Here is a 14,213-nt window from a genome sequence, read left to right as displayed (position 1 = left end):
TCCAGTCTTGGATATTATTTCAGAGCGAAATCATTCTTTAAATTCGCTTATTGGGTGAAGATGCTTTTGTTTTAAACAAAGATGCTTTAGAATACTCGCTCCCTTACCTGCAGGTCGTTTTGTAATGGTGCAAACGAGCCGAACAGGTGTTCAAAAGAGGTTGTTATGCCTAAGATGAAAACTCGCCGTGGTGCAGCTAAACGCTTTAAAGCGACTGCTAACGGTTTTAAGCGTAAACAAGCGTTCAAACGCCACATTTTGACCAAAAAATCTGCTAAGCGTATTCGTCAATTGCGCGGCTGTGTAATGGTTCACGTAAGTGACGTTGCTTCAGTTCGTCGTATGTGCCCGTACATCTAAGGAGATTATAAATGGCTCGTGTAAAACGTGGTGTACAGGCTCATCGCCGTCACAAAAAAATTCTTGCTCGCGCTAAAGGTTACTATGGTGCTCGTTCACGCGTTTACCGCGTAGCGTTCCAAGCGGTAATCAAAGCTGGTCAATATGCTTACCGTGACCGTCGTCAAAAGAAACGTCAATTCCGCGCTTTGTGGATTGCACGTATCAACGCTGGTGCTCGTCAAAATGGTTTGTCATACAGCCGTATGATTGCTGGCTTGAAAAAAGCTCAAGTGATTATCGACCGTCGCGTACTTGCTGACATCGCTATGCATGACGCAGTTGCGTTTGCTGCTTTAGCTTCTAAAGCTAAAGATGCATTGGCTGCATAAGTCTTTATGACTTGAAAAAAGACCGCCATTTGGTGGTCTTTTTTTATGCTTAAATAAAAGTAGTCATTCTAAATATTATTTAAAAATCAGTATTGTAAATCCTATATTTTTTAGTCATTGTGAAATTGAATAATTAAAAAACAAGGCTTAAAAACAATGATTCGACTTGCCACTCAACAGGATGTACTGCCGATTGCTCAAGTGCATGTACAAAATTGGCGTGAAAGCTATCAAAATATCATCAAATAAAAAATTCTCGATAAGTTGAGTGTAGAACAAAGAGCCGCCTTGTGGCGTTCTGTGCTTGAACAGGAGAATCGACGGGTATTTGTCTATGAAGAAAATGCTCAAGTTTTGGGTTTTGCTGCTTTTAATTTTCCGGTGGATGCGCCAATCAGTGAATTGAGAGCTTTGTATTTACTGAGACAGATTCAGGGACAAGGTGTGGGGGCTAAGTTGGTTCAATTGGGTTTGGGATTAAGTCGAGAAAAATCCTACCAGTATATGCAGTGCAGCGTATTGAACCTGAATTCCAGTCGTTATTTTTATGAAAAGACCGGCGCCTATTTTGTCAGTGAAGGAGATGCCAGCGATCTGGGCGAGAATCTTAAAGACTTATGTTATCAGTGGGACATTTAATTTTTGAATACTCTGGCCCAGCTGGCTCAACGTAGAAAAATCTAAAACCTGGGAAAAGACGATAGAAAATAAATCAGCCCTTAGAAATGTATGGCTGATTTATCTTTTTATCTCAATATCTCCACCGGTCAATTAAGAGAGCATTTCCGGGCGATCAGCAAATGACAGCTTCGGCTCATTCAAATAATGCTGAAATTTTAAGACAGATACTCAGTCGTGATTCCATCATCTGATGGATGAGGAAAACCTATCACAAAATCGTCAGCATTATTTCAAGTTGATGCCTGCTCATGAATATCAAAATATCCATTGAATTCTGCCCGTGATGTTCAAGCTTTTCTGGCAAAATGTTAAAGGCCGAAATAGTAGCCAATCAGACAGATAATCACAGTGATCACAATTAAGGTCAGCACATTTGCAGATGAACTGGATTTGCCTGGGTCCTGAGGTTTTTCTGCTTTAGAAATTTTTGGTGAGCGGTCTTCGGTACTCATACCGACAAATGGGTCAGGTGCAACTTTTGGTGTTAGCTGTGCAGTTTTATAGTGATTGGCGACTTTGCTGATGAATTTAGCACTTAAATCATCAATTTTTTGCGAAAAATGTCGCAGGTTAAGTTGCTGCTCCGGGCTGAGTACTTCGCCATCTGCACGATAGGAATGCTGGATTTTCGTTTGAATAAAGTCATTTAAGGCGTCTAGGCGGTACAAAGTCTGGTGAGCATAATCCGCTGAATAGTCAGTGGGAATTAAGGCCAAATGACTTTCGCTATCGGCCTGAATGGCAGGCATGGTGCCGTAATAAGGCAAATTGGTATATGCAGGTTCGGTAAAATCTTGGGCAAGGCTACTTTCAAACAGTTCATGATCGGTATAGGCCTGAATATCATCCCAGTTTGGGGCTTCCAGATCGACATCAATGCGCTTGGCCAGTTTAGGATTTAGCTCATAACACCAGAATGTTTCATGGCGTAAAGGGGATTGCTGTGATTTAGGTGCTTCGTAATCATTGTCTGCGCTGTACCATTCAGGCAGTTCCTTGCCGATGATCCAGGCAGTTTTGGTTTTAGCGCCATGACTGACAATAAAATGTGCCAGTGGTAATAGCTCAACATTGGCATTCGGATTTTTTTCATCAACCAGTAAATCAGAGCGATGCAAGCTAAGGCGACGCACACCTTGTTTTTTCAGGCCTTCCAGCCAGATCTGGAAATGCTGGGCCAGCAGATGTTGTGACATCAGATCCCGAAAGGCAAACTGATGCTGATTAAAAATGGAATGTTGAATCCAACGATTGAAACTCAGGTCCTGAGTCAAATACTCATTGCCGTAAGTGACGAGGGTCAGTTGCTGTTTCCAAATTTGATCGAGTGCCATAGTGATTTGATCTGATTGATATTGTGTTTATCTTATACTTTTTATATTTAATCATGCCAATCTAATTTTCCTTAAAACGCATCTTCATCAAAGTGTCTAAAAACTGTTAGAATGTGGGGTTTTTAAAATATTTTTTAACCTGTTGCTTTGAGAGTTACTATGTCACTGGAAGCCCTGACCACTGAAGCGCTCGCTGCGATTGCAGCAGCTCAAGACCTTGCTGCACTTGATCAAGTACGAGTGCAATTTACGGGGAAAAAAAGCCAGCTCGCGGAACAATCTAAGTCGCTTGGTAAAATGGATCCCGAAGAACGTAAAGTCTTCGGCGCACAAATCCATGCTGTACGTGAAACCATTACCGCTGCATTGACATCACGTCAGGCAGAACTGCATAAAGCTGCCTTAGAACAAAAACTGGCAAGCGAAACCATTGATATTACTTTACCAGGTCGTGGCCAGCAGGTGGGCAGTATCCATCCAGTGACCCAGGTGCAAGAGCGTATTTGCCAGTTCTTTACCAAGGCAGGTTTTACGGTTGCAACAGGTCCTGAAGTTGAAGATGACTATCACAACTTTGAAGCACTGAATATTCCGGGTCATCACCCGGCGCGTGCCATGCACGATACCTTCTATTTCGATGTGAACCATTTGCTGCGTACGCATACGTCTGGTGTGCAGATTCGTACCATGGAAACACAGCAGCCACCAATCCAGATCGTGTGTCCGGGCCGTGTTTACCGTTGTGATTCGGATCAAACCCACTCACCGATGTTTCATCAGATCGAAGGTTTATACGTGGCTGAAAATACCAGCTTCGCGGAACTTAAAGGTTTGCTGATTAACCTGCTGAACGAATTCTTCGAAAAAGATTTGAAAGTACGTTTCCGTCCATCTTATTTCCCGTTCACCGAGCCAAGTGCGGAAGTGGATATTATGGATGAACGCGGTCGCTGGTTAGAAGTATTAGGCTGCGGTATGGTGCATCCGAATGTGCTGCAAGCTGCAGGCATTGATCCTGAAAAATACAAAGGCTTTGCTTTTGGTCTGGGTGTTGAACGTTTTGCAATGCTGCGTTATGGCGTAAATGACTTACGTATGTTCTTCCAAAACGATGTGCGTTTCTTACGCCAGTTTGCTTAAAACTTTTTAATAATCCTCTCCTAACCTCTTCTTTTAAAAAGGAGAGGGACTCCGCGAAATAGATGGAGTTCTCCCCCTTTGGAAAATGGGGAGCAGAGGGGGATTCTAGAGATTTGAATTACAGGTTTTATATCAATGAAAATTAGCGAAAATTGGCTACGCACATGGGTTAACCCAGCCATCGATAGCGAAAAACTTTCTGATCAACTGACCATGTTGGGTCTGGAAGTGGATGAACTTGCGCCTGCAGCTAAACCCTTTACTGGCGTAGTGGTGGGGGAAGTCCTGACGGTAGAACAACATCCTGATGCAGATCGCTTGCGTGTGACCACTGTCAATATCGGTTCAGGTGAGCCTCTACAAATTGTATGTGGTGCGCCAAATGTACGTGCTGGCATGAAAGCACCGGTTGCGACCATTGGTGCAGTACTTCCGGGTGATTTCAAAATCAAGAAAGGCAAGCTACGTGGTATCGAGTCACAAGGCATGCTGTGCGGCGCTTCAGAAATTGATTTGGAAGATAAAATTGATGGTCTGTTAGAGCTTCCTGCGGATGCACCTGTAGGCGTGAATATCCGTGAATATCTAGATCTAGACGATAACGTGATTGATATCAGCATCACACCAAACCGTGGTGACTGTTTCAGTATTCGCGGGATCGCACGTGAAATTGGTGTGATTAACCAATTGCCAGTAACTGCCCCTGAAATTAAAGAAGTAGCTGCGACTATTAGCGAAGAAAAGAAAGTCGTTGTATCGACTGAAGGCTGCCCACGCTATTTGGGTCGTGTCATCAAGAACGTCAATACCAAGGCTGTGACTCCTGTATGGATGGAGCGTGCATTGGCACGTTCAGGTATTCGTCAGCACAGCATTCTGGTCGATATTACCAACTATGTATTAATCGAGCTTGGTCAACCGCTACACGCATTTGATGGCGGTAAAGTTCAAGGTGCGGTACATGTACGTCAAGCGACGGAAGCTGAAAAGTTAGTTTTGCTCAATGAACAAGAAGTTGAACTCAACGAAAAAGTGATGGTGATTGCAGATGATGAAAAAGCATTAGCCATTGCCGGTATTATGGGCGGCTTGTCTTCAGCAGTCAGCGATGCAACCACTGAAATTTTCCTGGAATCTGCATTCTTCGCGCCACTGCATATTGCGGGTCGTGCACGTAGCTTTGGCTTGCATACCGATGCTTCTCAGCGTTATGAACGTGGTGTCGATTTTGAATTGCCATTGATCGCTATGCACCGCGCATCACAATTGATTGCGGAACTTGCGGGCGGTGAGTTTGGACCAATTACAGTTGCCGAAAATGCAGCATTATTGCCAACACGCGACGCAATTGAGTTGAATCAAGCACAAGTCGATCAACTGCTGGGTTATAGTGTTGACTCAGCGTTCATTACTGATGCTTTAAGCCGTTTAGGTTGTGAAGTTACAGTAAAAGCAGAAGGCGAGTGGTCAGTGGTACCGCCATCACATCGTTATGATATGGTGATTTACCAAGATTTGATCGAAGAAGTGGCGCGTATTCACGGTTATGACAATATTCAAATCAGCCTGCCTGTGATTGATGTGAAGCTGGCGAAATACCAAGATCAGTTTGAATTGGGCCAACTCCGTCAAACCGCGGTAACTTTAGGTTACCAAGAAGCGATCAGCTTTAGCTTCGCAGACCTAAAGCTTGAAAAGCAACTTAATTCCAGTGTGAATCCATTAGTATTAGCCAATCCAATTTCAAGTGATTTGGCAGTGATGCGTTCAACCTTGCTATCTAGCCTTATTCCTTGTGTTCAGTACAATGTCAACCGCCAGCAAAGCCGTGTACGTTTCTTTGAGCTCGGTCTGCGTTTTGACTATCAAGAAGCCAGCAGCATCCATGATTTAAAACAGATTCCAACTTTTGCATTGATTGCGACTGGTTCACGTCATGCTGAATCTTGGCATGTGAAACCCGCTGCAATGGACTTCTTTGACTTTAAGGGTGATGTAGAAGAAATTTTGGCTGCTGGTCGTGTCAAAGTAGAATATGTGCGTTCAGAGCGTAGCTGGTTGCATCCAGGACAATCCGCAGAAATTCTCGTGAATGGTCAATCAATTGGTTACTTGGGGCGTTTACATCCCTCACTTGAAGACGAACTTGATCTGGCAACCACATGGGTAGCAGAATTGGATCAAGCGGCTGTTTTGCAAACTTATGTATCTAATTTTACAGAATTATCACGTTTTCCATCGGTTCGACGTGATATTGCGCTTTTAATTAGTGATAAGATTAATGTTAGCGAAATTCAGGGACTTATCGAAAAAACAGGCGGAGAGCTTTTAGACTCAACTTGGTTGTTCGATGTGTACACTGGACAAGGAGTAGAAGAAGGGAAACGCTCACTGGCATTTGCACTTCTCTGGCAGCATCCAAGCCGTACACTGGAAGATGCTGAAATTAAATCAGGTATGGATAATATCCTTCAAGTGTTAGAAAACACTTACCAAGCGACATTGAGGGCTTCATGACAGCACTAACTAAAGCAGAAATGGCTGATCATTTAAGTGAGCTCACGAGTTTAAACCGTCGTGAAGCAAAACAAATGGTTGAGTTGTTCTTCGATGAGATTAGCCAGGCGCTCATCTCAGGCGAGCAAGTAAAACTTTCGGGTTTTGGTAATTTCGAGTTGCGTGATAAGCGTCAACGTCCGGGCCGTAACCCGAAAACGGGTGAAGAGATTCCGATTTCTGCACGCCGTGTGGTCACCTTCCGTGCCGGACAGAAGTTCCGTCAACGTGTGGGAAATGAGCAGGTCAGCTGATCTGCTTTTTTAAAAACTGGGATCAATATTGTTAAGTTCCAGTTTTTAAAATAAAAAAAGAGAGCCAAAGGCTCTCTTTTTTTTGTACTGAATAATCTAAAAGATTATTGAGCAGCAGCTTCAGAAGCAGCAGTAGCGTCAGCAGCAGCGTCAACAGCAACAGCAGCAGCAGCGTCAGCTTCAGCAACAGCAGCAGTTTCAGAAGCAGCAACTTCAGAAGTAGCTTCTACAGCAGCAGCATCAGCAGCAGCTTCAGCTTCAGATGCAGCTTCTACAGCTTCAGATGCAGCTTGGTTAGCGTCAGCAGCAGCGTCGTCAGCTTTTTTAGCACAACCAACGAAAGCTAAAGTAGTAGCAACTGCAGCAGCAATAGCGATTTTTTTGAATAACATGGCATCACTCTCTAAAAATTGAGATTAAAAAAAACCAAAGTTAGTCTGTTAAGTGCTTTTATTGTTCCTAATTGTGTTAGGGACTAACAACGCAGGAGCAGTCTAACTGGTCTGCAAATATGCTATCACTGCGCATTTTTAATTGCTACTGGCAATGATCAAAAAAGTACGGAAAAACGATAAAAAATAAGAAGTTTTTAACAGAAAATAACAATGGAATAAAAGATTTAGATTGGAGAAAGGCTTATTAAATACTTAAAAGTTATACAATTTTTAATCTGAATATTTTATTAATCAAAAACTTAAAAATAAGTTTACATAAATCAGGCTTCATTGTTTCATTCTGTAATTTATGTCAACCTAAAAAAGGCCACCGTTTAGATGACCTTTCATTTAAAATTTTAATTTGAAGCTTTGCGTTTCATCTGATCAAAGAAATCATCATTGGTCTTGGTTTCTTTCATACGATCCAGTAAGAATTCCATTGCCGCCAATTCGTCTTGAGTATGCAGCAGCTTACGCAGAATCCAGACTTTACGCAGATTGTCTTCTGACATCAGGCGTTCTTCACGACGAGTACCAGATTTCTTGATGTTCATTGCAGGGAACACGCGTTTTTCAGCAATACGACGATCAAGGGTAATTTCCTGGTTACCTGTACCTTTGAATTCTTCGTAAATCACTTCATCCATTTTACTACCGGTTTCAATCAGGGCAGTAGAAATGATGGTCAGTGAACCGCCTTCTTCGATATTACGTGCAGCACCGAAGAAACGTTTAGGGCGTTCTAAGGCATGTGCATCCACACCACCAGTCAGTACTTTGCCTGATGAAGGAATCACAGTGTTATAAGCACGTGCCAGACGGGTAATCGAGTCAAGCAAAATCACCACATCTTTCTTATGTTCAACCAGACGTTTTGCTTTTTCAATCACCATTTCAGCGACTTGAACGTGACGTGCAGGAGATTCATCAAAGGTAGAAGCCACGACTTCACCACGAACCGTACGCTCCATCTCAGTCACTTCTTCTGGACGCTCATCAATTAGGAGAACGATCAGAATAACTTCAGGATTATTGCGAACGATGGACTGTGCAATGCTTTGCAGCAGCATGGTTTTACCCGCTTTCGGCGGAGCCACAATAATTGAACGCTGGCCTTTACCAATCGGTGCAACTAAGTCGATCACACGGGTGGTTAAATCTTCAGTGGTGCCATTGCCCAACTCCATCACCAACTGTTCAGTCGGGAATAATGGCGTCAAGTTTTCAAACAGAATCTTGTTACGTGAATTTTCAGGTGTGTCGTAGTTAATTTGATTGACTTTAAGTAAAGCAAAATAACGTTCGCCTTCTTTCGGCGGGCGAATGGTGCCAGTAATGGTGTCGCCAGTACGGAGGTTAAAACGACGAATTTGAGAAGGGCTGACATAAATATCGTCAGGACCTGCTAAATAAGAACCTGCGGCTGAGCGTAAAAAGCCAAAACCATCTGACAAAATTTCTAGAACGCCATCACCAAAAATCTCTTCGCCATTCATTGCATGACGTTTTAAGATGGCAAAAATAATGTCTTGCTTACGGTTACGAGCCATACCTTCGAGGCCCATAAACTCGGCAATCTTGATGAGTTCGCCAATCGGTTTTTTCTTGAGTTCGGTTAAATTCATAGGTGGTCAGATAGAATCAAAGTTCTGAGGTACAGGTTAGAAAGGGAGTAACATTCGGCCGCATACCAGCATTCAAACGAAAGCAATTGAATTTGCAAAAGAACAATTCAGAGATCTGTTTGAGTGTTTCAAAGGAAAATGTGGAAAACAATTTCTATTGCCGAGCGGCATCTTATGTAATGTGTCTTGTAAGAAATTGACAGGATTTAGGATCCTTTATCTCTTGAGTAGCGAATATAAGAGAAAATGCTGACTTTGTCAATTTATAGCCGAAAAAAATACGCGAGCATGAGTCGCGTATTTTTCACTAAAAATGCTGTGCTTAGATATTGTCATCAATAAATGCAGTCAGTTTAGATTTTGGTGCAGCACCGACTTGAGTCGCAACAACTTCACCATTTTTGAACATCAACAAAGCCGGGATGTTACGGATGTTGAAATTCACAGCAGTTTGTTCGCAAGAAGTTACGTCAACTTTCACGATTTTAACTTTGCCTTGGTATTCATCAGCAAGCACTTCAAGTACGGGTGCAATTGCTTTACATGGTGCACACCAGCCTGCCCAAAAGTCCACCAGTACAGGAACGTCTGATTGAAGAACGTCTGCTTCGAAGTTTGCGTCAGTAGTGTTTACGATGTTGCCAGACATGGAATGTGCTCCAGATTAATATTTTAAAGATAACTAATTATTAGTATTACATAGCCATCTTTAACAATGTAGGGGAATCTGTAAATTTTCAATGCTTAATGTTATTTTGTCTAATGGATGATCACGATAGTGATGATCGTGTCTCACTATTATTCCCGATACAAAAAAGAATAAGGCATTAAATTGTCGCTACAAATGGCTTTTAAATTGCATGCATGTGAATTACTCTAAGCACAATTCGTTAAAGGTTTATTTCTGGAATGTCTGACTTTTTGATTGATGAAGAATTACTTGCCGCCATCGATATGGGATCAAACAGCTTTCATTTGGCCATCGCCCGTGTAGATCATGGCGAAGTGAAGAAAGTGGCATCAATGTCAGAAAAAGTTCAGCTTGCTGCGGGACTAGACGAAAATAAAAATTTAACTGAAGCTGCACAGCAACGTGGTTTGGCCTGTCTGGCCCGTTTTGTAGGGCGTTTAGGTGCCGTTCAGCCGAACCGCTTGCGGATCGTAGCGACGAATGCCTTACGTCAAGCCAAAAACGGCCATGAATTTATCCAGAAAGCCGCAGAAATTTTACCGAAACCGATCGAAATTATTGCCGGCCGTGAAGAAGCCCGTCTGATTTATCTGGGTGTATCGCATACCATGGCCAACAGCGGTCGTCGTCTGGTGGTTGATATCGGTGGCGGTTCAACCGAGCTGATTATCGGTGAAGAATTCGAGCCGATTCATACCGAATCAGTACAAATGGGCTGTGTAGCATTTACCAAAGCTTATTTTCAGGATGGTGAAATTAGCGCCAAAGCTTTTGATAAAGCAGTTACTGCGGCACGTAAAGAAATTTCGGGAATTGCCAATACTTATAAAGAAGCCGGTTGGGATGCTGTCGTTGGCTCGAGTGGCACCATTAAAGCCTGCCGCCAGATTTGCGTCAATATGGGCTGGAGCAATGATCGCGAACAGTTGACGCGTGAAGGCCTGGAAAAGCTCAAAGATAAACTGCTTAAATATAAATATGTCTCGGACATGGAGTTCGAAGGTCTGAAAGATGATCGTCGTGCCGTCTTACCTGCTGGTATTGCCATTCTCTATGCAGTCTTTGATGTACTGGGAATTGACCATTTGGTCTATTCTGATGGTGCACTACGTGAAGGCGTGATGTATGACTTGCTTGGCCGTTTCAAGCATGAAGATATCCGTGATCGTTCCGTCCATGCCTTGATTGGTCGATATAATGCCGATGCCAAGCAGGCTGAGCGTGTGGTTCAGACGGCACAGAAACTGTTTAATGACGTGGCCAGTAAACTCGGTTTGAGTGTTGAAGATAGTGACCTGTTACGTCGTGCTGCCTATCTCCATGAGATTGGTTTGGCCATCAGTCACAGTGGCTATCATCGTCATGGCGCGTATTTATTACAACACTCGGATATTGCCGGTTTCTCGCAAGTTGATCAAAATCATTTGTCACATTTGGTCGCGCACCATCGGCGCAAATTGCGCGCTGATGCCAAGATTGATGTGATGAAAGTCGGTGGATCTAAACTTTTATGGTTATGTTTGCTGCTTCGTCTGTCGGTTTTGGTCAATCACAGTCGTAGCGATGAGATGCTTCCTGCCATTGAACTGAAGGTTGAAAATGCGCAACAATGGCAACTCAGCGTGTCTGGTGATGCCAAGCAATGGCCATTGCTGGTCGCTGAACTGCACGATGAACAGCAGCAATTTAAAAATTGGGAGATTGAACTCTCGATTCAATCCGAACAGTTTGTTAATTAATACCTTTATAGGGATGAAAACGGTTAACCTATGAAAAATAAAGCAACTCCATCAAAAGCATGGGCGACAGTGCAGATTGCACGTCATCCAGAACGTCCACAATTCCTGGACTATGTGGGTGAAATATTCACTGAATTTGATGCTTTACATGGTGACCGCCTATATGGTGATGATGGCGCGATGATCGGTGGTCTGGCTCGTTTTGATGGTCAACCGGTGATGATCGTTGGTCAGCATCGTGGTCGTAGTACCCGTGAAAAATTACAGCATAATTTCGGCATGAGTAATCCGGAAGGTTATCGTAAGGCACAGCGTCTGCTAGACATGGCAGAGCGTTTTAACCTGCCAGTCTTTACTTTTATTGACACTATGGGTGCTTATCCGGGTGTCGGTGCAGAAGAACGTGGTCAGGCTGAAGCAATTGCCACCAGTCTGGCTCAGCTTTCCAATTTGAAAGTACCGGTAATTGCAACTGTACTAGGTGAAGGCGGTTCAGGTGGTGCACTCGGTATTGGAGTAGCAGACCGTGTGGTGATGCTCTCTCACAGTATTTATTCGGTGATTTCACCGGAAGGCTGTGCCTCAATTCTCTGGAAAACCGCTGAAAAAGCTGAACAGGCCAGTGAAGCCTTAGCTCTGACTGCAGAAAAATTGCAGAAAATGGGTATTGTAGAATATGTGGTGGATGAAGGTGAGGGTGCTCATTTAAATCCGGATCAGGTCATGAACAGCTTGAAAGCAGTGCTGAAAGAAGCTTTGAATGAACTGCAACCAATGGAAGCGCAAGCACGATGCGAAGCACGTTACCAACGTTTAATGAAGTTTGGCAGCGACAATTTAGGTCTGGTTTCTTAAAACAGCTGCAGGACTTTCCTGCAGAGACAAAATTTCTCATCGGATGCAGTGGTGGCGTAGATTCTATGTTGTTGCTGCATCTGATGTTTTTTTTATGCTCGGAAAAAATCCGGGCAATCTATGTGGATCATCAGCTGCAAAGTATCAGTAGTGCATGGGGCACTTTTGTTCAGCAGCAGTGTCGGCAACTGAATATTCCCTGTATCATTCAGCCCGTCAATGTCGCCAGTGGCAATTTGGAACAGCAAGCGCGCAATTCACGTTATCAGGCCTATCTGCAACATTTACAAGCGGATGAAATGTTGGTGCTGGCACACCATCAACAAGATCAGGCGGAAACCCTAATGTTGCGTTTATTGTCTGGCGCCGGCGTTGATGGTTTAGCAGCCATGAAACAGATCGATATACGTGAAAATCTGACGATTTGGCGGCCACTACTGAATATTTCCCGTGAGCAGATTTGCCAATGGGCATCAGACCTGAATGTTCAGAATATTGAAGATCCGACCAATGCTGATACCTATTATGACCGGGCCTGGGCACGCCAGACGCTGTGGCCGGTATTAAGCGAACGTTATCCTAAAATGCAAGCCGCCTTGGTGCGAACCAGTGAGCTGATGCAGGATGCTCAAGACATTTTACAAGAAGTGCTGCAACAGGATTTAGCATCTTGTGGAACTGAAACGCAGCTCGATCTTGGTAAATTTTTACAGCTTTCAAAATCACGACAACGTCAATTGCTCTCTGCCTGGATGAAAGGTAAAGAACAGTATCGTCCATCTTTAGCGATGGTAGAGCGTTTGCAACGCGAAGTCATTCATGCCAAGCAAGATGCTCAGGCGGCATTGTATTGGCAAGGCTTTTACTATGTACGCTATCAGCAGCAATTATATCGTTTGGCCGCAGAGATCTATTTAGCTGCTCAACAACAAGTTCAAACTGGCCCGAAAACTATAAAATTCGCTTTAAAAGACAGCGTGCAGGTTTTGTCAGGGAAATTTATCATTCAGCCTGCACAGTTAGGTTTATCGGCTGCATTATTGCAGCAACCTTTGCATTTGCAGCAGCGTCAGGGTGGCGAAAAAATTCATTTATATGGCCGTGTCGGTACCTGGCCACTGAAAAAAGCCATTCAGGAAGCGCAAATATTTCCTTGGGCTCGGCATACTATTCAAATATTAAGCACAGATAATGTTATGCTAGGCGTGTTTACCCCTAAAGGATTTTGGTTGGCCCAATCTGCATATTGTGAAGCAGGCGGATGGCTACCGATTTCAGTTTTTTCAACTTTAGAACTCAACGATGAGCATTGAACATGAGTGCAGCTTTAAATTGTAATATTTGTTTTATTGGTGGCGGTAATATGGCCCAAGCCTTAATTGGCGGTCTGATTTCACGTGGTTTGCCAGCAACACGTATTACAGTTTCTGATCCGGTCGAAAAAGTCCGTGCTTTATTGGCGGAAAAAGAAATCAATGTGACCGGGGATAATAGCGCTGCAATTCAGGATGCAGATATCGTCGTATTGGCGGTAAAACCTCAGGTTTTGGCTCAAGTGCTGCAACCCTTAAAAGGTCTGGTTAATAACAAACTGATTATTTCCATTGTTGCTGGTGCAGAAATAGCTACATTGTCAGCATTGTTGGGGACAGAGCGTATTGTACGGGTCATGCCGAACACGCCAGCATTGGTACAGACCGGAGCACATGGTTTATATGCCAATGCATCTGTGGAAACGAGTGATCGTGAGCTGGCAAGTCAGGTTTTGGCGTCGACCGGGCTGACCATTTGGGTCGAATCAGAAGCACAAATTGATGCAGTCACTGCAGTCTCGGGTTCGGGTCCAGCTTACTTTTTCTATATGATGGAAAGTATGATTCGTGCGGGTAAAAATTTAGGTCTGGATGAAAAAGTTGCAACTGCACTCACCTTGCAGACGGCTTTAGGGGCGGCGCAAATGGCGATTACCAGTTCGAATACGCCCGCTGAGTTACGTAAAAATGTGACTTCTCCAAATGGGACTACACAGGCGGCACTTGAAGTCTTTGATCGCGCCCAGATTTCTCAAAATATTCAGGCGGCACTTGCCGCTGCACAAAAACGCAGTCAAGAACTGGCACAAGAGCTCAGTGAAAGCAGCAAATCTTCAGTTTAATTTTTAGGAACGTTC

General features: G+C 43.7%; 14 protein-coding genes. 10 read left to right on the top strand and 4 right to left on the bottom strand.

Annotated elements, in window-relative coordinates; all coding sequences use genetic code 11:
* Positions 1–165 precede the first annotated feature (165 nt).
* From rpmI to G4D73_RS06625, 3 genes are all read left to right on the top strand, one after another.
* Positions 166–360, top strand: a complete 195-nt coding sequence (rpmI, locus tag G4D73_RS06635; protein WP_004278281.1) for a 50S ribosomal protein L35 — start codon at positions 166–168, stop codon at positions 358–360.
* 11 nt (positions 361–371) lie between these two features.
* Complete coding sequence (gene rplT, locus G4D73_RS06630) at positions 372–731, top strand: 50S ribosomal protein L20 (RefSeq protein WP_004647525.1); 360 nt, start codon at positions 372–374, stop codon at positions 729–731.
* A 288-nt stretch (positions 732–1,019) separates the two neighbouring features.
* On the top strand, positions 1,020–1,370 hold the full coding sequence (locus G4D73_RS06625) for a GNAT family N-acetyltransferase (protein WP_266100018.1): 351 nt from the start codon (positions 1,020–1,022) through the stop codon (positions 1,368–1,370).
* 350 nt (positions 1,371–1,720) lie between these two features.
* Here the strand turns inward: G4D73_RS06625 and G4D73_RS06620 are convergent, their stop codons facing one another.
* The gene (locus tag G4D73_RS06620; protein WP_213687647.1) at positions 1,721–2,746 is read right to left on the bottom strand and encodes a hypothetical protein; all 1,026 of its coding nucleotides are present in this window, start codon (positions 2,744–2,746) and stop codon (positions 1,721–1,723) included.
* Positions 2,747–2,905: 159 nt separating this feature from the next.
* Here G4D73_RS06620 and pheS point away from each other — a divergent pair, with 159 nt between their 5' ends.
* From pheS to G4D73_RS06605, 3 genes are all read left to right on the top strand, one after another.
* Positions 2,906–3,886 (top strand): phenylalanine--tRNA ligase subunit alpha, encoded by a 981-nt coding sequence (gene pheS / locus G4D73_RS06615; protein ID WP_004278272.1) that lies wholly within the window; start codon positions 2,906–2,908, stop codon positions 3,884–3,886.
* Positions 3,887–4,021: 135 nt separating this feature from the next.
* On the top strand, positions 4,022–6,403 hold the full coding sequence (gene pheT, locus G4D73_RS06610) for a phenylalanine--tRNA ligase subunit beta (protein ID WP_213687646.1): 2,382 nt from the start codon (positions 4,022–4,024) through the stop codon (positions 6,401–6,403).
* Positions 6,400–6,696 (top strand): integration host factor subunit alpha, encoded by a 297-nt coding sequence (locus G4D73_RS06605; protein ID WP_213687645.1) that lies wholly within the window; start codon positions 6,400–6,402, stop codon positions 6,694–6,696. Before pheT ends, G4D73_RS06605 begins: the two co-directional genes overlap by 4 nt.
* Positions 6,697–6,800: 104 nt before the next feature.
* Here the strand turns inward: G4D73_RS06605 and G4D73_RS06600 are convergent, their stop codons facing one another.
* The 3 genes from G4D73_RS06600 to trxA all read right to left on the bottom strand — a co-directional run bounded on the left by G4D73_RS06600 (position 6,801) and on the right by trxA (position 9,407).
* A complete protein-coding gene (locus G4D73_RS06600; protein ID WP_004647530.1) occupies positions 6,801–7,088 on the bottom strand; it encodes a hypothetical protein in 288 nt (95 codons plus the stop codon).
* A 401-nt stretch (positions 7,089–7,489) separates the two neighbouring features.
* Entirely contained in the window at positions 7,490–8,758 is a 1,269-nt protein-coding gene (gene rho, locus G4D73_RS06595) for a transcription termination factor Rho (RefSeq protein ID WP_004278267.1), read from the bottom strand.
* A 322-nt stretch (positions 8,759–9,080) separates the two neighbouring features.
* Complete coding sequence (trxA, locus tag G4D73_RS06590; RefSeq protein ID WP_004278266.1) at positions 9,081–9,407, bottom strand: thioredoxin; 327 nt, start codon at positions 9,405–9,407, stop codon at positions 9,081–9,083.
* Positions 9,408–9,667: 260 nt separating this feature from the next.
* Here trxA and ppx point away from each other — a divergent pair, with 260 nt between their 5' ends.
* From ppx to proC, 4 genes are read left to right on the top strand one after another with little or no spacing between them, the layout of a single operon-like run.
* Entirely contained in the window at positions 9,668–11,188 is a 1,521-nt protein-coding gene (gene ppx / locus G4D73_RS06585) for an exopolyphosphatase (RefSeq protein WP_213687644.1), read from the top strand.
* A 30-nt stretch (positions 11,189–11,218) separates the two neighbouring features.
* Positions 11,219–12,043: an acetyl-CoA carboxylase carboxyltransferase subunit alpha gene (locus G4D73_RS06580; RefSeq protein ID WP_004278263.1), complete on the top strand. Its 825-nt coding sequence runs from the start codon at positions 11,219–11,221 to the stop codon at positions 12,041–12,043.
* Positions 11,980–13,356, top strand: coding sequence for a tRNA lysidine(34) synthetase TilS (tilS, locus tag G4D73_RS06575; protein ID WP_213687643.1), 1,377 nt, complete (start codon positions 11,980–11,982; stop codon positions 13,354–13,356). Before G4D73_RS06580 ends, tilS begins: the two co-directional genes overlap by 64 nt.
* Positions 13,357–13,358: 2 nt before the next feature.
* A complete protein-coding gene (proC, locus tag G4D73_RS06570; protein WP_004278260.1) occupies positions 13,359–14,198 on the top strand; it encodes a pyrroline-5-carboxylate reductase in 840 nt (279 codons plus the stop codon).
* The last annotated feature ends 15 nt before the right edge of the window (positions 14,199–14,213 follow it).

Source organism: Acinetobacter sp. WY4 (assembly GCF_018438165.1).
Lineage (GTDB): Bacteria > Pseudomonadota > Gammaproteobacteria > Pseudomonadales > Moraxellaceae > Acinetobacter.
This window is presented reverse-complemented; position numbering and strand designations above follow the sequence as displayed.

Bases quoted from the DNA above. Each gene is read 5' to 3' on its own strand.
- rpmI (WP_004278281.1), top strand. From the start codon at position 166: ATGCCTAAGATGAAAACTCGCCGTGGTGCAGCTAAACGCTTTAAAGCG.
- rplT (WP_004647525.1), top strand. From the start codon at position 372: ATGGCTCGTGTAAAACGTGGTGTACAGGCTCATCGCCGTCACAAAAAA.
- G4D73_RS06620 (WP_213687647.1), bottom strand. From the start codon at position 2,746: ATGGCACTCGATCAAATTTGGAAACAGCAACTGACCCTCGTCACTTAC.
- pheS (WP_004278272.1), top strand. From the start codon at position 2,906: ATGTCACTGGAAGCCCTGACCACTGAAGCGCTCGCTGCGATTGCAGCA.
- pheT (WP_213687646.1), top strand. From the start codon at position 4,022: ATGAAAATTAGCGAAAATTGGCTACGCACATGGGTTAACCCAGCCATC.
- G4D73_RS06605 (WP_213687645.1), top strand. From the start codon at position 6,400: ATGACAGCACTAACTAAAGCAGAAATGGCTGATCATTTAAGTGAGCTC.
- G4D73_RS06600 (WP_004647530.1), bottom strand. From the start codon at position 7,088: ATGTTATTCAAAAAAATCGCTATTGCTGCTGCAGTTGCTACTACTTTA.
- rho (WP_004278267.1), bottom strand. From the start codon at position 8,758: ATGAATTTAACCGAACTCAAGAAAAAACCGATTGGCGAACTCATCAAG.
- trxA (WP_004278266.1), bottom strand. From the start codon at position 9,407: ATGTCTGGCAACATCGTAAACACTACTGACGCAAACTTCGAAGCAGAC.
- ppx (WP_213687644.1), top strand. From the start codon at position 9,668: ATGTCTGACTTTTTGATTGATGAAGAATTACTTGCCGCCATCGATATG.
- G4D73_RS06580 (WP_004278263.1), top strand. From the start codon at position 11,219: ATGAAAAATAAAGCAACTCCATCAAAAGCATGGGCGACAGTGCAGATT.
- tilS (WP_213687643.1), top strand. From the start codon at position 11,980: ATGCGAAGCACGTTACCAACGTTTAATGAAGTTTGGCAGCGACAATTT.
- proC (WP_004278260.1), top strand. From the start codon at position 13,359: ATGAGTGCAGCTTTAAATTGTAATATTTGTTTTATTGGTGGCGGTAAT.